Origin of the sequence: Kurthia sibirica (assembly GCF_003143975.1) — a bacterium.
Classification (GTDB): Bacteria; Bacillota; Bacilli; order Bacillales_A; family Planococcaceae; genus Kurthia; species Kurthia sibirica.
On record NZ_QFVR01000001.1, the window covers coordinates 224,659 to 246,711 of the forward strand.

The window sequence follows — 22,053 nt, forward strand, 5'->3', positions numbered from 1 at the left end:
GGGGATTTATACAATGAAATCAATTAGTTTATTAGGTGCTACTGGATCAATCGGTCAGCAAACATTAGATATTGTCAAAGAACATCCAGAGGAATTTCAAATTACGGCATTATCCGTGGGTAAAAATATTGAAAAAACGAAGGAAATTATTCGAGCGTTTCAACCTAAGCTTGTATCGCTTCAATTGGAGCAAGATGCATTAGCGCTTCAAAAAGAATTCCCACAAATCGGTTTTACTTTTGGCAAACAAGGCTTGATTGATGTGGCAACATATGAAGATTCGAGTTATTTACTGAATGCTGTCTTAGGTTCAGTTGGATTAGAGTCGACACTAGCTGCCATTCGTCAAAAAAAAGCGATTGCTATTGCAAACAAAGAAACACTTGTGACAGCAGGACATTTAGTGATGTCGGAGGCAAAAAAATATGGTGCACCGATCTTACCTGTTGATAGTGAACATTCTGCTTTATGGCAGTCGATGGTCGGAGAAAACCCGAAATCTATTTCCAAATTAATATTAACCGCTTCTGGTGGTAGTTTCCGCGATCAAAGTCGTGAGGAGTTAAAAAATGTTACGGTCAAAGAGGCGTTAAATCATCCGAATTGGTCGATGGGTGCTAAGATCACAATCGATTCTGCCACTTTGATGAATAAGGGATTAGAAGTGATAGAAGCAGCGGTACTTTACGATATGTCTTATGATGATATCGACGTTGTCATTCACCGAGAAAGTATCATACACTCATTAGTTGAGTATCATGATACATCAGTGATGGCACAACTCGGCACACCTGATATGCGCACGCCTATTCAATATGCTTTGAGCTATCCAGAGCGTCTACCTAGACCAAATGCTCAACGTTTAGATTTAGCGAAAATTGGTCAATTGAATTTCAAAAATGTAGATTTTGATCGCTTCCGTTGCCTTGGTTTCGCTTATGAAGCAGGACGTATGGGTGGTACAATCTTAACCGTGATGAACGCAGCAAATGAAACAGCAGTTGCGGCCTTCTTAGATGGTAAGATTAAGTTCTTAGAAATTGAAGACGTCATTGATCGTATGATGCAACAACATGACAATAGTTTAAACCCAGATTTAGAAACAATCTTACATGTTGATGAAGAAACGAGAAAAACCGTTAAAAGCATGCTAAAATAATACATGTATAAAATTTTTCAACTCGAAGAAGGTGGGAGAACATGCAAGCAATAATAGCCTTTATATTAGTGTTCGGCTCCATCGTGTTTTTCCATGAACTAGGTCACTTTATTTTTGCGAAACGTTCAGGTATTCTCGTACGTGAATTTGCTATTGGTTTCGGACCAAAAATATTAGGCATAAAACGTGGAGAAACACTTTACACGATTCGCTTACTACCCATGGGTGGTTATGTACGAATGGCTGGAGAAGATATGGATACGGTTGAGCTTCAACCGGGATATCGTATTGGTTTTTTACTAAATGACGCCGATGAAATTACACGTGTCGTGTTAAACCAAAACAAACAGTTGCCAGATATGCTCTTCTTAGAAGTAGAAAAAGCAGATCTTTTAAAAGGCTTGTGGATTGAAGGGTATGATGAAGACGAGAAATTAGTACGCTATTCAGTGGCACGCGATGCCATTATTGAAGAAAATAATCAACAAACAATCATCGCGCCTTACGATCGTACATTTAACGCAAAATCATTACCAAAACGTACTATGACAATTTTTGCGGGTCCGTTATTCAACTTTATATTAGCAGTTATTTTCTTTAGTATTATCGCGTTTGTGCAAGGTATACCGACAAATGATGCAGTCATTGCTAATGTTGTAAAAGATAGCCCTGCGCAAGTTGCAGGTGTACAAAAAGATGATTTAGTGGTTGCAGCAAATGGGACAGCAGTGAAGAAATGGGAGCAACTTTCTGAAGTGATTCAGGAAAATGCTGGCAAAGAAATCACGTTGGACGTTAAACGCGACGGCGAAATTAAAACAGTAAAAGTGACGCCTGAATCCAAGACCGTCAACAAAGAAAAAATCGGTCAAATTGGTATACAGTATGGTATTGAATATAAGAAAGACCCGCTGATGGCGATTCCATATGGTTTCGAGCAAACCTATACATTCATGGTACGTATCGTTGAAATACTGGGTACGCTCGTAACGGGTAGCTTTACATTAGATTCATTATCAGGTCCGGTCGGTATTTATAAAGCGACAGAAGAAGTAGCCAAATATGGCTTTATGACACTGATGAGCTGGGCAGCTATGTTAAGTATTAACTTAGGAATTATGAACTTACTACCACTACCTGCGCTTGATGGTGGACGTTTATTATTCTTTGCATACGAAGCAGTTCGAGGAAAACCAATCGACAAACAAAAAGAAGGTATTATCCATTTCGTGGGCTTTGCGCTCCTCATGCTGCTCATGATTGCCGTCACATGGAATGATATACAGAAGTTTTTCTTTTAACTAAAAAATAGAATAGCCAAAGGTGAGGTTTATACATGAAACAGTCAAAAACTTTTATACCAACTTTGCGTGAAGTACCTGCAGATGCAGAAGTTATTTCACATCAACTTTTATTACGTGCCGGATTTATCCGCCAAAATACGAGCGGTGTGTACTCTTATTTACCGTTAGCTAAAAAAATGCTCACTAAAATTGAAACAATTGTCCGTGAAGAAATGGACGCAATTGGCTCAAATGAAATTTTAATGCCAACATTACAAGCTGCTGAATTATGGCAGGAATCAGGTCGTTGGGAAGCATATGGTCCAGAACTTATGCGTATTAAAGATCGCAATAATCGTGATTTTGCATTAGGACCTACACATGAAGAAGTTGTGACATCATTAATTCGTGATGAATTGAAGTCATATAAAAAATTACCACTAACTTTATACCAAATCCAAACAAAATTCCGCGATGAAAAACGTCCACGCTTCGGTTTATTACGCGGACGCGAATTTATCATGAAAGATGCTTATTCATTCCATGCAACTGAAGAAAGTTTAGATGAAACATACAATGAAATGGTACAAGCCTATACAAATATTTTCACACGTCTTGGACTAAACTTCCGTGCAGTTATTGCTGATTCAGGTTCGATTGGTGGTACGGCAGGTACGCATGAATTCATGGTTCTTTCTGATATTGGTGAAGATACAATTGCATTTTCAGATTCTTCAAGCTATGCTGCTAATATTGAAATGGCAGAAGTGAAGATCGATTATAAACAATCAGAAGTTGATATGAAGGGCTTAGAAAAAGTAGCAACGCCAGGACAAAAGACAATTGAAGATGTGTCTACGTTCTTAGATGTTGTACCTGAAAATATTATTAAAACATTAGTATTTAAAATTGATGAAGAATTAGTCGTTGTGCTTGCTCGTGGCGACCATGAAATTAATGATATTAAATTGAAAAATGCATTAGGTGCTGAATTAGTTGAACTTGCAGAAGATGCTGAAATTAATGAATTATTAGGAAGCCATGTGGGAAGCCTAGGTCCCGTTAAATTACCAATTGGTGTGAAAGTAATTGCTGACCATGCAATCAAATCAATTTCTAATGGTGTCGCTGGTGCCAACGAAGATGATGTTCACTATATCAACGTTAATCCAGGTCGCGATTTTGCCATTGATACGTATGCAGATATTCGCTTTATCCAAGTTGGAGACCCTTCTCCAGACGGTAAAGGTGTTATTAAATTTGCTGAAGGTATCGAAGTGGGGCATGTCTTTAAATTAGGAACAAAATATTCTGAATCGATGAAAGCAACTTTCTTAGATGAAAATGGGCGCGCAAAACCTTTCATTATGGGTTGTTACGGAATCGGAATTTCCCGTATATTATCAGCGTGTGCTGAACAATATCAAGATTCATATGGCTTTGTGTGGCCTAAACAGGTTACGCCGTATGATGTACATGTTATTTCTGTCAATATGAAAGATGAAGATCAAGTAGCGTTAGGTGAAGAATTGTACAAAACGATTAAATCATATCGTTATGACGTATTATTCGACGATCGTGCAGAACGTGCAGGCGTTAAATTTACAGATGCAGATCTAATCGGTTCGCCTATTCGTATTACAGTTGGTAAAAAAGCTGCTGAAGGAATCGTTGAAGTGAAGGTTCGTCATAGTGGTGAAACATTCGAAATTGCGAAAGAAGAAGTAGTAGATCGTATCAACAATATTTTCCAACAAATCTAATGTGTCATTCAGTTGAATAACAAAAGGGGAGAAAGTGCTTTAGTGCTTTCTTTCTTTTGCTTTTATAGAAGAAGGTAGGTGGAAATATGTCAACAGAACATGAAGGAAAACAACGCTTTCAAATGCTATTACAGCAAATTGATTTAACAGATGATACGATTATGCAGTTTTTTGAAAATGGTGAGCTTAATCGCCTAACAGTTAATAAAGCAAGTCGTGTATGGCGTTTTTCATTAAAAATCCAAGGGATCTTACCATTTGATGTATATGTGAAATTTAAAAGCCATTTAGATCGTGCCTTTTCTCAAATTGCACAAATACAATTACAATTTGACACGGTAGATAAAACAGCCGATGAAAAGTTAATCCATGATTATTGGCAAAAAATTATCGAAGAACAAGATGAGTTGTCGCCTCCACTACGTGCTATTTTGAGCAAACAATTACCACAGTTTAATGGTCAAAAATTAGTGATTAATTGTGTGCAAGATTTTGAACAAATGACACTCAAAAATAAATATACCGATAAGTTAGCTGCAACATACAGTGATTTTGGTTTTGATAAGCTCCATTTTGATTTTCAATTGAAGGACCAAACAGAAGAAATGGCTGAAGAACAACAGCGTTTCATCGCTCAGCGTCGGATTGAGGAAGAAGAAATTTCAAAAAAAGCTGTTCTTGATATGCAAAAACGTGAGAAAGAGCGCCAAGATAACCCATCAGGTGTTGATATGACAGATCGTCCATTCCAATTAGGGATTCCGATTAAAAATGATGAGAATTTTATGGAAATCCATCAAATTCAAGACGAAGAACGTCGCGTCATTATTGAGGGATTTGTTTTTGATGCTGAAGTAAAGGAATTGCGAAGTGGCCGTTCACTTATGACTTTAAAAGTATCCGATTACAGCGATTCCATTCTCGTGAAAATGTTCTCGCGTGATAAAGAAGATGCTGCATTGATGCAAATGGCAAAAAAAGGTATGTGGGTTAAAGTTCGAGGTTCTGTCCAAAATGATACTTTTGTAAGAGATTTGATTATTATGGCGCAGGATATTATAGAAATTCGTCCGAATATTCGTCAGGATACAGCGCCAGAAGGTGAAAAACGTGTCGAGTTACATATGCATACACCGATGAGTGCGATGGATGCTGTGACGCCGACTGCCGAACTGGTCGCTGCAGCTGCAAAATGGGGTCACCCCGCTGTTGCGATTACGGATCATAGTGTTGCACAATCCTTCCCCGATGCGTATAATGCTGGAAAAAAACATGGTATTAAAGTGATTTATGGTATCGAAATTAATCTCGTAGATGATGGTGTACCTATCGCCTACGAGGAGGAACATACGAAGTTGGAAGATGCAACATTTGTCGTCTTCGATGTAGAAACAACCGGTTTATCTGCTGCCTATGACACGATTATCGAGTTAGCAGCAGTGCGTATTATCAATGGTGAAGTCGTCGATACATTCGAGAGCTTTGCCAATCCACATCACGCATTATCCGCAACAACAATTGAATTAACTGGAATTACAGACGATCTGGTAAGCACAGCACCCGAAGTAACGGAAATGATCACGAAATTCCATGATTTTATTGGCGATGCAATCGTTGTCGCGCATAATGCGACCTTCGATATGGGCTTCTTATATGAAGCGTATAAAAAAGCCAATATTGATCACTTTAATCACCCAGTAATTGATACATTAGAACTTGCACGCTTTTTACATCCGGAGATGAAGAGTCATCGTTTGAATACGTTGTGTAAAAAATTCAATATCGAATTAACGCAACATCACCGCGCTATTTATGATACGGAAGCAACAGGTTACTTGCTCTTGCATCTATTAAAAGAAGCGACGACAAAAGGCATTGATTACCACGATGATTTCAATAAAAATATTGGTGGTGCAGATGCATATAAACGGGCTCGACCAACGCATTGTACAGTACTTGCACAAAATAATGATGGCTTAAAAAATATGTTCAAGCTGATCAGTGAATCTAATTTGGAAACCTATTACCGTATGCCGCGTGTCAAACGTTCGACGTTACAAAAATATCGCGAAGGTTTAATTGTTGGTTCTGGCTGTAGTAAAGGCGAGTTTTTTACGACCATTATGCAAAAATCATTTGATGAAGCATTGGAAGTAGCGAAATTTTACGATTATTTAGAAGTTCATCCGAAGGAAGTATATGAACCACTTATTGAAGCAGAACTTATTAAAGATGAATGGAATTTACAAGATATTATTCGTAAAGTAATTAAAATTGGTAAGAAACTCGATAAACCAGTAATCGCGACAGGTAATGTACATTATTTGCATAAAGAAGATGCGATTTTCCGCCATATACTCATTCGTTCTCAAGGGGGAGCAAACCCATTGAATCGTAATAAATTGCCAGAAGTGCATTTTAGAACGACGGATGAAATGTTGAAATCATTCGACTTTCTAGATGATGATTTGGCGAAGGAAATTGTTGTAACGAATTCGCAGAACCTCGCGAATTCAATAGAAGAAGTAGTACCTGTTAAGAGTGATTTGTATACACCAAAAATTGATGGTGCTGATGACAATGTTCGTAATATGACCTATGATATGGCACATGAAATCTATGGACCAGAATTGCCGGAAATTGTGACAGCGCGTATTGAAAAAGAGCTAAATTCGATTATTGGTCATGGGTTCTCAGTTATTTATCTCATCTCGCATAAGCTAGTGAAAAAATCATTGATTGATGGTTATTTAGTAGGTTCTCGTGGTTCAGTTGGTTCATCACTTGTTGCCACGATGATGGAAATTACAGAAGTAAATCCGTTACCACCACATTATATTTGTCCGCAATGTAAAACAGCAGAATTTTTTGATGATGGTACGGTTGGATCTGGTTTCGATTTACCAAATAAAGAATGTCCACAATGTGAAATTCCATATGCTAAAGAGGGACATGATATTCCTTTTGAAACATTCCTTGGTTTCAAGGGCGATAAAGTACCTGATATCGATTTGAATTTTAGTGGCGAATATCAGCCACAAGCACATAATTATACAAAAATTCTTTTCGGTGAAGATTATGCATTCCGTGCAGGAACAATTGGTACGGTAGCTGAAAAAACAGCTTATGGCTATGTAAAAGGTTATGGTACCGACAATAATATTAATTTCCGTGGAGCTGAAGTCGATCGACTCGTGCAAGGTTGTACAGGTGTTAAACGTACTACTGGTCAGCATCCAGGAGGGATTATTGTTGTACCAAACTATATGGACATTTATGATTTCACACCGATTCAATTTCCAGCAGATGATGTGACAGCAGAATGGAAGACAACTCATTTTGATTTCCACTCGATTCACGATAATATTTTAAAACTCGATATTCTAGGACATGATGATCCAACTGTTATTCGCATGCTTTTAGATTTAACAGGAATCGATCCAAAAACAATTCCGACAGATGACCCGGAAGTAATGGGGATTTTCAGCGGTCCGGAAACGTTAGGTGTCACATACGAGCAGATAAAGGCTAAAACAGGAACATATGGTATTCCGGAGTTTGGTACGAAGTTCGTACGTGGTATGTTAGAAGAAACAAAACCTTCAACTTTCTCAGAACTTGTACAAATTTCAGGTTTATCCCATGGTACGGATGTCTGGTTGGGTAATGCTAGTGAACTAATTGAAAATGGTACATGTGTGTTAAAAGAAGTAATCGGCTGTCGTGATGATATTATGGTGTATTTAATCTATCAAGATTTAGAACCATCGTTAGCCTTCAAAATTATGGAGCATGTGCGTAAAGGTAAAGGGTTAACAGAAGATATGGAAGAAGAAATGAAAAAAAATAATGTACCACAATGGTATATTAATTCATGCAAAAAGATTAAATACATGTTCCCGAAAGCCCATGCAGCAGCTTATGTATTGATGGCTGTACGCATCGCATATTTTAAAGTTCATTTCCCAATCGTCTACTACTGTGCGTACTTTACGGTCCGTGCCTCCGATTTTGATTTAATAGCCATGGTCAATGGTTCTGAAATGATTAAATCTAAAATTGAAGAGGTTGAAGCGAAAGGCTTAGAAGCCTCTGTAAAAGAGCGTTCACTTCAAACTGTATTAGAGCTAGCCCTTGAGATGACAGAACGTGGAATGAAGATGCAAAAAATTGATTTGTATCGCTCAAGTGCTACGGAATTCCAAATCGATGGTGAATCATTAATTCCACCATTTAATGCGATCCCAGGTCTAGGAAATAACGTAGCAGAAGCAATTGTACGCGCTCGAAAAGATGGTGAATTCCTCTCAAAAGAAGATTTGCAAATTCGTGGACGCGTATCAAAAACATTGATTGAGTATATGGACAAGTTAGGCTGTTTAGAAGGTATGCCAGATGCAAACCAACTATCGCTATTCTAAGCGTTAACTTGCCTTTTAATGCTTTCTATGTTAGAATTATAACAATAACTTTGTTGAATAGAACGACGGAAAAAGAGTGAGGCTTCCTCACTCTTTTCTCTTTGTCAATTACCGACAACAAGAAGTCAGGAGGATTGTATGAGCAAAATCACATTAGAAATCGAAGAACTTGCAAAACCAATCGTTGAGGAGCTAAAGCTAGAGCTAGTCGATGTTGAATTTGTGAAAGAGGGGCGCGATCATTTTCTACGTGTATATGTTGATACTCCTGTAGGCAATATTGATATCAGTCAATGTGCGCAAGTAAGCGAGAAATTGAGCGAATTACTTGATGTTAATGACCCGATTTCACAAAATTATTACCTTGAAGTATCTTCACCAGGAGCAGAACGTCCTTTGAAAAAGGATTCAGATTTCGAAAAAGCAGTGGATCAATATGTGCATATTAAATCATATGAGGCAATTGATGGTAGAAAAGTTTTTGAAGGTTATCTAACATCGTATACTGATGAGGGCGCTGCATTAAATATGTTAATTAAAACAAGAAAAATAAAAGTATTAATTCCAAAAGAAAAAATTGCGATGGCTCGTCTTGCAATTGATTTCTCAAAAGAACAATAATCTAGGAGTGAACGAAAAATGGGTAAGGAACTAGTAGGTGCTTTAAAAGCACTTGAAGAAAAAGGGATTTCACGTGAAATAATCGTGGATGCAATCGAAGCAGCATTAATCAATGCATATAAAAAGAACTATGATCAAGCAGCTAATGTACGTGTAGATTTGAACTTAGATCGTGGTACAATGCATCTTTTCTCACGTAAAGATGTTGTGGAAGAAGTGGAAGATGAGCGCTTACAAATCTCATTAGAAGATGCGCAAGTAATCAATCCTTCTTACGAAATTGGCGATGTAGTGGAAGAAGAAGAAGTACCACGCGACTTCGGTCGTATTGCAGCAACTACTGCCAAGCAAATTGTTACGCAACGCTTCCGTGAAGCTGAACGTGGATTAATCTACGAAGAATATGTTGATCGTGCAGATGATATTATTAACGGTATTGTTGAACGTTTAGATCCGCGTAATATCTATGTTGGTATTGGCAAAATTGAAGCAGTATTACCACAAAATGAACAAATTCCAGGTGAAGTATACAACCCACATGATCGCATTAAAGTGTATATTACAAAAGTGGAACGTTCTTCAAAAGGACCTCAAGTATTTGTATCAAGAACCCACCCAGGTCTTTTACGCCGATTATTTGAATTAGAAGTTCCTGAAATTTTTGAGGGTACTGTTGAAATCAAATCAATCGCTCGTGAAGCCGGTGATCGTTCTAAAATCTCTGTAGTAGCAAATAAAGAAGAAGTCGATCCAGTAGGTTCATGTGTTGGTTCTAAAGGCGCACGTGTACAAGCAGTTGTCAATGAACTACATGGTGAAAAAATTGATATTGTTGAGTGGTCTGAAGACCCAGTTGAATTCGTAGCGAATGCACTTAGCCCATCTAAAGTATTAGATGTACAAGTGAATGAAGAAGAAAAATCAACATTAGTTGTCGTACCTGATTATCAGTTATCATTAGCGATTGGTAAACGTGGTCAAAATGCCCGTTTAGCAGCTAAATTAACTGGTTGGAAAATTGATATTAAATCAGAAACTGATGCTCTTGAACAAGGTTTATACGATCCAGCAAATGCCCGCATCGTTATCGTTGAAGAAGAGCAACCTGCTGAAAATATCGACCTTTATAGCGACGAAGACTAATTGGAAGGTGAGTACAAATGCCGGTCAATCGTAAAGTACCATTAAGAAAATGTGTCGCGACAGGCGAAATGTTTCCTAAAAAGGACATGATTCGTATCGTTCGTTCAAAAGAAGGCGAAGTGTCCGTCGACGTTACAGGTAAAAAATCTGGTCGCGGTGCCTATGTTTCTAAGTCGGAAGCAGCGGTAGAACAAGCTAAAAAGAAAAATGTGTTCAAGCATCATTTAGGTGTGGACATACCAACAGAAATCTATGAAGACTTGCTAACTGCAATTCGAGAGGGTAAATAATATGTCAACAGAACAAGCCATTTTAAATTTACTAGGAATTGCTGCAAGAGCTAGACAAGTAGTATCAGGCGAAGAACAAGTGGTGAAGGAAGTTCGAGGGCAAACAGCAAAACTTGTCATCATTTCCACAGATGCTTCAAAAAACACGCAAAAAAAATTGCGTGATAAATGTAACTCGTATTCGGTTAAATTGTTTGAGTTCAGTACGCGCGATGCACTTGGTCATGCTACTGGAAGAGAGGAACGTGTGTCGTTAGCAATAACAGATCACGGCTTCGCTAAAAAACTAAAACAACTACTTACGGAACTTGAAGCTGAAACTGAGGCATAAAAATATTTTATGACGGGTATGAGAAGGTACGAAGACTATTCGTCGTAAAATCAAAATAATCTTTTGATCTTCCTTATATCGCCCGAGTCATCATTTACCAAGCCGAAGGACAGCCAGGAACTCGTCCTGCTATTAGTAGATGACAATCTAAGTTACTAATAGCGAATACTTAAAAATTCAATATGAATAAGGATGTACTATGACAAATAACCCTAATAATAAAACTAATAATTCATCAAGCAGCCGTCCAGCCACTGGTGGAAACGCAAACGCAGCACGCGGAGGACAAAATCGCGGAGGACAAAAAGGCGGAGCACAAGGTGGAGCACGCCCACAACGTCGTCGTCCAGGTATTAACGGAGGACAACGTCGTAGAAACCGTCCAGCTCCTCAACCTGTAGCACCAAAAGAATTACCAGCTAAAATCACTTTCTATGAAACATTAACAGTAGGTGAACTAGCTAAAAAATTAGGTCGTGAACCTTCAGAAATTATTAAAAAATTATTCCTTCTTGGTGTAATGGCAACAATTAACCAAGAGTTAGACAAAGATGCGATCGAGTTAATTTGTTCTGAATACGAAGTTGAAGTTGAAGAAGAAATTCGCATTGATAAAACAGATTTAGAAACGTACTTCGAAGATGAAGAAGTAGTTCAAGATGCTGGCCTAGTTGAACGCCCACCAGTTGTTACAATTATGGGTCACGTCGATCACGGTAAAACAACTTTACTAGATTCTATCCGTAACACAAAAGTTACTGCTGGTGAAGCAGGCGGTATTACACAGCATATCGGTGCTTACCAAGTAAATGTCAACGGCAAAAAAATCACGTTCTTAGATACTCCAGGACACGCAGCCTTTACAACAATGCGTGCACGAGGAGCTCGTGTAACTGATTTAACAATCTTAGTAGTAGCAGCAGATGATGGTGTAATGCCACAAACAGTTGAAGCAATCAACCATGCAAAAGCAGCAGAGGTTCCAATTATCATCGCAGTTAACAAAATGGATAAACCTTCAGCTAACCCTGATCGTGTTATGCAAGAGTTAATGGAGCATGGTTTAGTATCAGAAGCTTGGGGCGGAGATACAATCTTTGTACCAATTTCAGCACTTAAAGGTGAAGGAATCGAACAATTACTTGAAATGATACTTCTAGTATCTGAAGTAGGCGAATTAAAAGCTAATCCAGATCGTAACGCAATGGGTACAGTAATCGAAGCACAACTTGATAAAGGTCGTGGCTCAGTTGCTACCCTATTAGTTCAAAATGGTACGCTTAAAGTCGGCGATCCAATCGTAGTAGGTCATGCTCACGGTCGTGTTCGTGCAATGGTCAATGATCAACGTCGTCGCGTAAAAGAAGCAGGCCCATCAACACCAGTCGAAATTACTGGTTTAAGTGATGTACCACAAGCGGGTGACCGTTTTGTTGTATTCAACGATGAAAAATCTGCTCGTCAAGTTGCTGAAGCACGTGAAATGACTGCCATCCAAGAACAACGTGGCGAAGGTCAACGTGTAACACTTGATAATTTATTCGACCAGTTAAAACAAGGTGATATGAAAGAATTAAACTTAATCGTTAAAGCAGATGTACAAGGTACTGTTGAAGCAATGGCTGCATCTTTAATGAAAATTGAAGTTGAAGGCGTAAACGTTAAGATTATCCATACAGGCGCTGGCGCAATTACAGAGTCTGATATCTCACTTGCTGCTGCATCAAATGCAATCGTTATCGGGTTCAATGTTCGCCCAGATACGAATGCTAAACGTGCTGCTGAAGCTGAAGGCGTAGATATTCGCCTACACAAAATCATCTACAAAGTAATTGAAGAAATCGAATCTGCTATGCAAGGTTTACTTGATCCAGAATTCGAAGAAAAAATCATCGGTTCTGCTGAAGTTCGTGAAACATTCAAAGTTTCTAAAGTCGGTACAATCGCTGGTGGTTACGTTACTGAAGGTAAGCTAGTTCGTGACGCAGGCGTTCGTGTAATCCGTCAAGGAATCGTTATTTTTGAAGGCGAATTATCTTCACTTAAACGTTTCAAAGATGATGCCAAAGAAGTTGCGAAAGGTTACGAATGTGGTTTCACAATCGATAAATTCAATGATATTCAAGTTGAAGATGTAATCGAAGCGTTCGTAATGGAAGAAATCAAACGTAAATGATCGTCTATGCAGAATGTGAATTTTTAATTCCTACTGCACAGTCTTTAAAAGAAAAAAGAGCGGTGCTAGAGGGTATGAAAATACGCACGAAGCAACGCTACAATATAGCCTTAGCAGAAATTGATCATCAAAATGTTTGGCAGCGTACAAAATTATCGCTTGTGACAGTTGCAGCTAGTAAGCAAGCAGCTGATCGAGAGATGGATCGTGCGCTGGAACATCTTGAGTCAAACCCGCAATGGCAACTACTCGATGTCTATCGAGAGTATTTATAAGAAATAGAGGTGAATCGATTATGACATTACGCGCTAACCGAGTTGCTGAGCAAATGAAAAAAGAGCTTGGCGACATTATTGGACGTAAACTGAAAGATCCACGTGTCGGTTTCATCACGGTTACAGATGTTGAAGTAACTGGTGATTTACAACAAGCAACAATTTATATTACAAGTATGGGTACAGAAAGAGAGAAAAAAGAAACATTGAAGGGTCTGGAAAAAGCGAAAGGCTTTATCCGCTCTGAAATTGGTAGTCGCATTCGTTTGCGCATTACACCAGAATTATTCTTTGCTTTTGATCCCTCTGCAGCATACGGTAATCATATTGATGATTTGTTACGCAAACTGCACGAATCTGAAAAAAATTAATCGTATAATGAGGGGTTGTTCCAAGCGGACAACCCCTTTTTTATATGACAAAAAGGAGTTTGAATGATGGGTATTCACGGAATTCTTCCTTTATGGAAAGAAGCAGGCATGACATCGCATGACTGTGTGTTTAAAGTAAGGAAAATTTTAGGGACAAAAAAGGTAGGCCATACCGGTACGCTTGATCCAGCTGTGGAAGGTGTTTTACCAATCTGTATTGGTCATGCAACACGTTTGGCAGAATATATTCAAGATGCTGGTAAAACATATGAAGCCATTATATCTATTGGTAAAGCGACGACAACTGAAGATGCCGAGGGTGACATTGTACTGAATGATTCGACTGAAAAGACGATTACGCGCGAACAGCTACTAGCTGCATTAGCACAACTCACTGGGGAAATTACGCAAACACCACCGATGTTCTCAGCAGTTAAAGTCAACGGGCGTAGATTGTATGACTATGCTCGAGCAGGTGAAACCGTAGAGCGTCCAAGTCGCATCGTAAAAATCCATGCACTTGAGCTGCTTGATGATGCCACACAGTATAGTGGTGAAACGATTGAATTTGCACTGCGTATACAGTGTGGGAAAGGTACGTATATACGTACACTCTCTGTACAAATAGGTGAAATTCTAGGTTATCCAGCCCATATGAAGTCACTTGTTCGCACGATGTCTGGTACGTATACGCAACAACAATGTGTAACGCTTGCTCAATTAAAAGAGTTGACAGATGCTGGTGAAGCGTCAGCTATTTTACGTCCAGTTGAAACGGCTCTTGAAGACTATCCATCTGCAGAAATAACAGCTGAAAATCGTAAGGATATTTTGAATGGTGCAGTACTTCCTATGCACACTTCTTTGTTACAATCTGATAAAATAGTATTTATGGAAAATAATAAGGCTGTGGCGGTGTATATTGCCCATCCTACAAAAGCAGGACTTATGAAGCCCGAAAAAATGTTTCCAAAAGTTGACTAGGAGGCAATCGTATGAAAGTTGTTCAATTATCTTATCCACATGATCTGACATCAAATGAAGTTGAAGGTCCTTATTCATTAGCGCTTGGTTTTTTTGATGGTGTACATAGAGGACATCAAGAGGTTATTAAACAAGCTAGTATTAAAGCGCAAAACACCGCAACTAAATTAGCTGTTATGACGTTTGATCCACACCCATCAATCGTTTTAGGTCAAAGTAAAGATCCTGTATTTTATATTACACCGTTAAAACAAAAGATAAAGATTTTAGAAAGACTAGATGTCGACACCTTATTTGTCGTGCGTTTCACATCTGATTTTGCCCAGCTTTCACCAGAAACATTCATTGAGTTATTCATTGAAAAATTACAGGTGAAACATGTGACAGCCGGTTTTGATTATACATTTGGTAAAAAAGGACAGGGAACCATGCAGGTGATGCAAAACTTAAGTAAAGGCCGTTTTACTGTGCAAATTGTTGAAAAACAACAAGAGAATGATGAGAAAATCAGTTCTACACGTATACGGAAATTATTAAAGGATGGCGATATGGCTACAGTCCATCAGTTATTAGGTCGTCCATATAGTACGCCAGGTGTTGTAATCCATGGTGATAAGCGTGGACGTACAATCGGTTTCCCAACAGCGAATGTAAGTGTTGATGAAGGAAGCTTTATACCTGCAAATGGTGTATATGTTGTAAAGTTGTCTGTGCAAAACGATTGGTATACAGGGATCTGCAATGTCGGCTATAAACCAACGTTTAAAAACCCTGATGAAAAGAATTTAAGCATCGAAGTTCATATTAATGATTTCGATAAAAATATCTATGGTGAAGAAGTAATCATCGACTGGTATGCATGGGTTCGCGATGAAGAAAAATTCAATGGTATTGACGCACTAGTCGCACAATTACGGAAAGATAAGCAAGTATCAATTGATTATTTTAAATGAGGCTGAAATGGTTGCATGACGTAATTCTTTATGTTACTATTTCATAAGTGACTTGATACAAGCACAGAACCTTCACTTGGCGTTTCGAGTCTCCAACGAACGACTCAGTGTTAGGGAATATTTTATAATTTGGGAGGTGTATTCAGATGGCATTAACACAAGAACGCAAAAACGAAATTATCGCTGAATACCGCACGCATGAAAGTGATACTGGTTCTTCAGAAGTACAAATTGCTGTACTAACAGAAGATATCAACAGCTTAAATGAGCACTTACGTACTCATAAAAAAGATCATCACTCACGTCGCGGTTTATTCAAAATGGTAGGACGTCGTCGTAACTTACTTAAGTACTTACGTGACAACAAACCTACTGCTTACCGTGAATTAATTACAAAACTCGGCTTACGTCGATAAAATGCACTTGTTAAAAGCGGGCTTGCCCCGCTTTTTTCTTTATGTTTTACGATAATTATGTCAATCACACAAACACCCATATTAAAAATAGCTGATCAAGCATGAAATGCTTCGCAAAATAACCCTGTATTTGATAAAATAGCTAGTGATTACATAAATAAAATAAATGGTAAAAAAGGTTTTTGAGAGAGGAGTTCATTAAATGAACGAAAAGAAGGTATATACCTATGAATGGGCTGGCAGACCGCTAGTTATCGAAGTAGGCCAGTTAGCCAAACAAGCAAATGGTTCAGTATTAGTACGCTACGGAGATACTGTTGTATTGTCAAATGCCACAGCGTCACGTAAACCTAAACCATTAGATTTCTTTCCACTAACAGTGAACTACGAAGAAAAAATGTATGCTGCAGGTAAAATTCCAGGAGGCTTCATTAAACGTGAAGGACGCCCTTCTGAAAAAGCTATTTTAACTTCTAGATTAATTGACCGTCCAATCCGTCCACTCTTCCCAGATGGTTTCCGTAACGAAGTTCAAGTAATCTCTATGGTTATGTCAAATGATGCTGATTGTAGTTCAGAAATGGCTGCAATGGTTGGTTCGTCACTAGCGTTAATGGTTTCTGATATTCCTTTTGATGGACCAATTGCCGGTGTTACAGTTGGTATGATCGATGATAAATTTATCGTCAACCCAACGGTAGAACAACTAAAAGAATCATTGATTAACCTTGTTGTAGCTGGTACAAAAGATGCCATCAACATGGTGGAAGCAGGCGCTTTAGAAGTACCTGAAGAAACAATGCTTGAAGCAATCGTTTTCGGTCATGATGAGATTAAAAAAGTAATTGCTTTCCAAGAAACAATTGCTGCTGAATGTGGCAAAGAAAAAATGGAAATTGAATTAAAAACAATCAATCAAGAACTTTATGAAGAAATTAAAGCAGTTCACGAAGTGGCGATGAACGAAGCCATCCAAACACATGAAAAACATGCACGTGACGTGGCAATCGAAGCAGTTAAAGCAATCGTAATTGCAGATTACGAAGTGAAATTTGCCGATGAAAAAGATCCAGCAGCTTCATTAAAAGAAGTCTACGAAATTTTAGATAAGATGGTTAAAGACGAAGTTCGTCGTTTAATCACTGAAGATAAAGTACGTCCAGATGGTCGTAAATTAGACGAAATCCGTCCTTTATCATCTGAAACAGGTCTATTACCACGTACGCATGGTTCGGGTCTATTTACTCGTGGACAAACACAAGCGCTATCTATTTGTACATTAGGTTCACTAAGCGATGTTCAAATTATTGATGGACTAGGTGTTGAAGAAAATAAACGCTTTATGCATCACTATAACTTCCCACAATTCTCAGTAGGTGAAACGGGTCCGATACGTGGTCCAGGTCGTCGTGAGATTGGACACGGAGCTTTAGGGGAACGTGCATTATCAGCAGTTATTCCAGATGAAGCAGACTTCCCGTACACAATTCGCTGTGTATCAGAGGTACTTGAGTCAAATGGTTCTACTTCACAAGCGTCTATTTGTGGTTCAACATTGGCAATGTTAGATGCCGGTGTACCATTAAAAGCGCCAGTAGCAGGTATCGCGATGGGTCTTATTAAGCAAGGTGAACATTATTCAATTCTTACGGATATTCAAGGCATGGAAGATCATTTAGGCGATATGGACTTTAAAGTAGCAGGTACAGCTAAAGGTGTTACTGCACTACAAATGGATATCAAAATTGATGGCCTATCACGTACGATTTTAGAAGAAGCATTAACACAAGCGAAACACGGTCGTATGATCATCCTTGAATCAATGTTAGAAACAATTTCTAAACCGAGTGAACAATTATCACAATACGCGCCAAAAATTAAATCAATTCATATTAACCCAGATAAAATCCGTGATGTAATTGGACCGGGTGGTAAACAAATCAATAAAATTATTGATGAAACTGGCGTTAAAATCGATACGGAGCAAGATGGTACAATCTTCATTTCATCAACTGATGAAGCGATGATTCAACGTGCTCAAGAGATTATCGAAAGCATTGTTCGTGAAGCAAAAGTTGGCGAGTACTACTTAGGTACTGTTAAACGCATTGAAAAATTCGGTGCATTCGTAGAAATCTTCACGGGTAAAGATGGTTTATTACACATCTCTGAAATCCAAGATGAACGTACGAAAAATGTCGAAGATGTGTTGAATATTGGCGATGAGCTAATGGTTAAATGTATCGAAATCGACCGTCAAAACCGCGTTAATCTTTCTCGTAAAATCGTTGTTGCTGAAGAAAAAGAGCGTGCAACTGACAATAACTAATGTCCAATGAGACAATTGTTATTTTTAAATTCGGTAAAGTCCAGTCCTTGGACTTTACCGTTATTTTTTTGTCCGCAATTGAAAAGAAAGAGGAGGGCTTTAATTGGTAGAAAAGAAAGTATGTAAAAATGGATTGCGTATCGTGTCACAGCATATGCCGAATGTTCGCTCTGTATCATTTGGTATTTGGGTAAATGTTGGTTCACGATATGAAAAAGCACATGAAAACGGTTTGACACACTTTATTGAACATATGTTATTTAAAGGTACAGCAAAGCGCAGTGCTAAAAAAATTGCTGAGGATTTCGATCGCATTGGTGCACAAACCAATGCATTTACAGCAAAGGATCAAACCTGTTATTTTTCTGTGGCTTTAGATCATCATATTCGTGAAACGATTGAAATTCTTGCTGATATGTTCTTTCATTCCACTTTTGATGAAGGAGAAATGGAAAAAGAAAAACAAGTAATTCTAGAAGAAATTGCGATGTCAGAAGATACGCCGGATGATGATGTGGATGAACGATTATGGGCTGAAATGTTTCCTAATCAGCCACTAGGTGCGCCAATACTAGGAACTGCCGATACTTTGGCAAGTTTTTCGCGAGATAAGGTTCAAAACTTTATGCGTGAACATTATACAGCAGATCAAATTGTTATTTCAGTAGCAGGTAATTTAGATGATGGGTTAGTCGCGTTTATCGCTGAGTTATTCAACCAGTTTGCCAATGATAAACAACGGAAGGAAATCACCTTTGACAAACCTGTATTCCATGCAGGCCATACTGTGAAGAAAACGCAAATTGAACAAGCTCATTTAGCGATTGGTTATCCTGGATTAGCAATCGATTCAGAACATCTCATTAGTCATATGGTGATGAATAATATTTTTGGTGATTCGATGTCTTCACGTTTATTCCAAAAAATACGCGAAGAAAAAGCATTGGCATACACTGTCTACTCTTACTACTCGGCTTATGCGGATGCAGGTGCCTTTATGATTTATGGCGGAACATCTACTGCTTCTCTAAAATTGATGGAAGAAACTATTTTTGACGTAATTGAAGATTTTAAAGAACATGGTGTGACACAAGAAGAATTAACCTCTGCAAAAAGCCAAATAGAAAGTAATTTACTATTAGGTTTAGAAACATCATATGATTTTATGACACGTAATGCCAAAAATGAAATTCTACATGGCTATGATCGCTCTGTAGAAGAATCATTAAAAGAGTTAGACCATGTTAATGTCGCCTCTATCCAACAACAAATTGATACAGTCTTTAATAATAAATATGCAAGATCCCTTATAATTAGTGAATAAAAATAACAATCACCTCTTAATTAGCGAGGTGATTTTTTTGATTTTTAATTTTATTAGTTGTGAAAATATCTTGGTAATACTCAATTTCTGTACTTTATAGAATGATTTAACGATTTATTGTTTTAATATACTAAATAATTGAATTATTATACACAATTCATGTGGGGTATGGTACAATTACGCCATTATCAAAATATATATAGGGAGAGATGTTTGCAATGGCAAAACAATATACAGTAGCTGTTGTTGGAGCTACAGGAGCAGTCGGCACAAAAATGATGGAGCAACTGGCAAAGCGAAAGTTTCCGATTGGTAAACTCAAGCTTCTAGCATCAAAGCGCTCAGCAGGAAATAAGCTGGACTTTGCTGGTCAAACATACACAATTGAAGAAGCGACACCAGAAGCATTTGATGGTGTGGATATCGCATTATTTAGTGCAGGTGGCTCCGTATCATTAACATTGGCTCCTGAAGCGGCCAAGAGAGGTGCTGTCGTAATCGACAATACAAGTGCTTTCCGTATGGACCCCAATGTGCCATTGGTTGTTCCAGAAGTCAATAGAGAGGATTTAAAAGCACATAAAGGGATCATCGCAAATCCGAACTGTTCGACGATTCAAATGGTGGTTGCAATGGAGCCAATTCGTGAAGCTTTTGGTCTAGAAAATGTAATCGTATCTACATACCAAGCCGTATCAGGTTCAGGTATTCATGCAATTGAAGAACTACAGGCACAAAGTTTAGCTTGGGATGAAGGAAAGAATGTTTCAGCTACCATTTTACCGGTAAAAGGAGATAAGAAACATTTTCCAATCGCGCGCAATGTATTACCACAAATTGATGTTTTTACCGATAATGGTTTCACATACGAAGAAATGAAAATGATTAATGAAACGAAAAAAATTATGCATGCGCCAGCCTTGCCAGTAGCAGCGACATGTGTTCGCGTACCAGTCGTGTCTGGTCACTCAGAATCATTGTTCATCGAAGTTTCACAGTCGGGTGTAACGGTGGAAGAATTACGTGAAGTATTACGCAATGCTCCAGGTGTCATCGTTCAAGATGATATTAAAAACCAACAGTACCCGATGCCTTTATTTGCAGAAGGACATGATGAAACATTCGTAGGACGTATTCGCAAAGATTTATCAAACGACCGCGGTTTCCATTTATGGGTAGTAGCGGACAATTTATTAAAAGGTGCGGCACTTAATTCAATTCAAATTGCAGAAGCAATGGTAGCAGACGAAATTTTATAATAAAAATAAGGGGTTGTATTTGACATGAATATTGGCAATATTGGAACGGCTATGGTTACACCATTTACACAAGATGGGGGTTCAATTGATTACAAACATACAGCAGCAATCATAGAACATCTAATTACGAATGGTACAGACTCAATTATTGTTTGCGGTACAACAGGTGAAGTACCCACTTTGTCTACTGAAGAAAAATTAGATCTTGTTAAATTTGTTATTGATCGCGTAAATGGTCGCGTACCTGTTTTTGCAGGTGTTGGCGATAATGAAACATATTATTCGAAAATTATGGCACAAAAAGTGGAAGTGTTTGGAGCAGATGGCATCATGCTTGTAGCACCTTATTACAACAAGCCAAATCAACGCGGTATTTATGCCCACTTTAAAGAGATTGCTTCATCTGTAACAATTCCGGTTATGCTCTATAATATTCCAGGACGTACTGGTATTAATGTTGAACCAGAAACAATCGTTGAGCTTAGCAAAATTGACAATATTAAAATCGTCAAAGAGGCAAGTGGTAATTTAGATCAGATGACAGCCATCCTAGCAAATGTGGATGAATCATTTTCAGTATACAGTGGTGATGACGGTTTAACTTTACCACTTCTTGCGGTTGGTGGTGCAGGTGTAATCTCAGTAGCGGCACATGTTGTAGGCAATGATATGCAGAAAATGATTGCTTTATTTAAAGAAGGCAACCATAAAGAAGCAGCAAAAATTCACCAAGCATTACTACCACTTATTAGAGAACTATTTGCTAATCCAAGTCCAGGCCCAGTAAAATATGCATTAAGTAAAATGGGCTTATGTAACGACGTAGTTCGTTTACCAATCGTTGATCTAACAGCTGAAGAAAAAGCAAAATTTGATGCAGTTTGGGATCACTATTTCCAACTTCAAAAAACATTCGCTTAATCATTTGAAACAATGACCATTTATTTCTCAGTAA

18 protein-coding genes are annotated in these 22,053 nt (G+C 38.2%); all 18 read left to right on the plus strand.

Annotated elements, in window-relative coordinates:
* Positions 1-13 precede the first annotated feature (13 nt).
* The 18 genes from dxr to dapA all read left to right on the plus strand — a co-directional run bounded on the left by dxr (position 14) and on the right by dapA (position 22,019).
* A complete protein-coding gene (gene dxr / locus DEX24_RS01115; RefSeq protein WP_109304553.1) occupies positions 14-1,159 on the plus strand; it encodes a 1-deoxy-D-xylulose-5-phosphate reductoisomerase in 1,146 nt (381 codons plus the stop codon).
* A gap of 41 nt (positions 1,160-1,200) precedes the next feature.
* Positions 1,201-2,460, plus strand: coding sequence for an RIP metalloprotease RseP (rseP, locus tag DEX24_RS01120; protein WP_109304554.1), 1,260 nt, complete (start codon positions 1,201-1,203; stop codon positions 2,458-2,460).
* A gap of 35 nt (positions 2,461-2,495) precedes the next feature.
* Positions 2,496-4,205: a proline--tRNA ligase gene (locus tag DEX24_RS01125; RefSeq protein ID WP_109304555.1), complete on the plus strand. Its 1,710-nt coding sequence runs from the start codon at positions 2,496-2,498 to the stop codon at positions 4,203-4,205.
* A gap of 86 nt (positions 4,206-4,291) precedes the next feature.
* Positions 4,292-8,626, plus strand: a complete 4,335-nt coding sequence (locus DEX24_RS01130; protein WP_109304556.1) for a PolC-type DNA polymerase III — start codon at positions 4,292-4,294, stop codon at positions 8,624-8,626.
* 138 nt (positions 8,627-8,764) lie between these two features.
* Positions 8,765-9,247, plus strand: a complete 483-nt coding sequence (gene rimP / locus DEX24_RS01135) for a ribosome maturation factor RimP (protein ID WP_109304557.1) — start codon at positions 8,765-8,767, stop codon at positions 9,245-9,247.
* An 18-nt stretch (positions 9,248-9,265) separates the two neighbouring features.
* Positions 9,266-10,390, plus strand: a complete 1,125-nt coding sequence (gene nusA / locus DEX24_RS01140) for a transcription termination factor NusA (protein ID WP_109304558.1) — start codon at positions 9,266-9,268, stop codon at positions 10,388-10,390.
* A 17-nt stretch (positions 10,391-10,407) separates the two neighbouring features.
* Entirely contained in the window at positions 10,408-10,680 is a 273-nt protein-coding gene (rnpM, locus tag DEX24_RS01145) for an RNase P modulator RnpM (protein ID WP_109304559.1), read from the plus strand.
* Position 10,681: 1 nt separating this feature from the next.
* The gene (locus DEX24_RS01150) at positions 10,682-11,011 is read left to right on the plus strand and encodes a YlxQ family RNA-binding protein (RefSeq protein WP_109304560.1); all 330 of its coding nucleotides are present in this window, start codon (positions 10,682-10,684) and stop codon (positions 11,009-11,011) included.
* 199 nt (positions 11,012-11,210) lie between these two features.
* A complete protein-coding gene (gene infB / locus DEX24_RS01155; RefSeq protein ID WP_109304561.1) occupies positions 11,211-13,187 on the plus strand; it encodes a translation initiation factor IF-2 in 1,977 nt (658 codons plus the stop codon).
* Positions 13,184-13,462: a DUF503 domain-containing protein gene (locus tag DEX24_RS01160; protein ID WP_109304562.1), complete on the plus strand. Its 279-nt coding sequence runs from the start codon at positions 13,184-13,186 to the stop codon at positions 13,460-13,462. The genes infB and DEX24_RS01160 overlap by 4 nt, the downstream gene beginning before the upstream one ends.
* 20 nt (positions 13,463-13,482) lie before the next feature.
* Positions 13,483-13,833, plus strand: a complete 351-nt coding sequence (gene rbfA / locus DEX24_RS01165; protein WP_109304563.1) for a 30S ribosome-binding factor RbfA — start codon at positions 13,483-13,485, stop codon at positions 13,831-13,833.
* 72 nt (positions 13,834-13,905) lie between these two features.
* Entirely contained in the window at positions 13,906-14,817 is a 912-nt protein-coding gene (gene truB / locus DEX24_RS01170) for a tRNA pseudouridine(55) synthase TruB (protein WP_109304670.1), read from the plus strand.
* 11 nt (positions 14,818-14,828) lie between these two features.
* Positions 14,829-15,770 (plus strand): riboflavin biosynthesis protein RibF, encoded by a 942-nt coding sequence (gene ribF, locus DEX24_RS01175; RefSeq protein ID WP_109304564.1) that lies wholly within the window; start codon positions 14,829-14,831, stop codon positions 15,768-15,770.
* A gap of 146 nt (positions 15,771-15,916) precedes the next feature.
* Positions 15,917-16,186, plus strand: coding sequence for a 30S ribosomal protein S15 (gene rpsO / locus DEX24_RS01180; RefSeq protein ID WP_109304565.1), 270 nt, complete (start codon positions 15,917-15,919; stop codon positions 16,184-16,186).
* A 202-nt stretch (positions 16,187-16,388) separates the two neighbouring features.
* Entirely contained in the window at positions 16,389-18,515 is a 2,127-nt protein-coding gene (gene pnp, locus DEX24_RS01185; protein WP_109304566.1) for a polyribonucleotide nucleotidyltransferase, read from the plus strand.
* A gap of 103 nt (positions 18,516-18,618) precedes the next feature.
* Complete coding sequence (locus DEX24_RS01190) at positions 18,619-19,839, plus strand: M16 family metallopeptidase (RefSeq protein WP_109304567.1); 1,221 nt, start codon at positions 18,619-18,621, stop codon at positions 19,837-19,839.
* A 218-nt stretch (positions 19,840-20,057) separates the two neighbouring features.
* On the plus strand, positions 20,058-21,098 hold the full coding sequence (locus DEX24_RS01195) for an aspartate-semialdehyde dehydrogenase (protein ID WP_109304568.1): 1,041 nt from the start codon (positions 20,058-20,060) through the stop codon (positions 21,096-21,098).
* 24 nt (positions 21,099-21,122) lie between these two features.
* On the plus strand, positions 21,123-22,019 hold the full coding sequence (gene dapA, locus DEX24_RS01200; RefSeq protein ID WP_109304569.1) for a 4-hydroxy-tetrahydrodipicolinate synthase: 897 nt from the start codon (positions 21,123-21,125) through the stop codon (positions 22,017-22,019).
* The last annotated feature ends 34 nt before the right edge of the window (positions 22,020-22,053 follow it).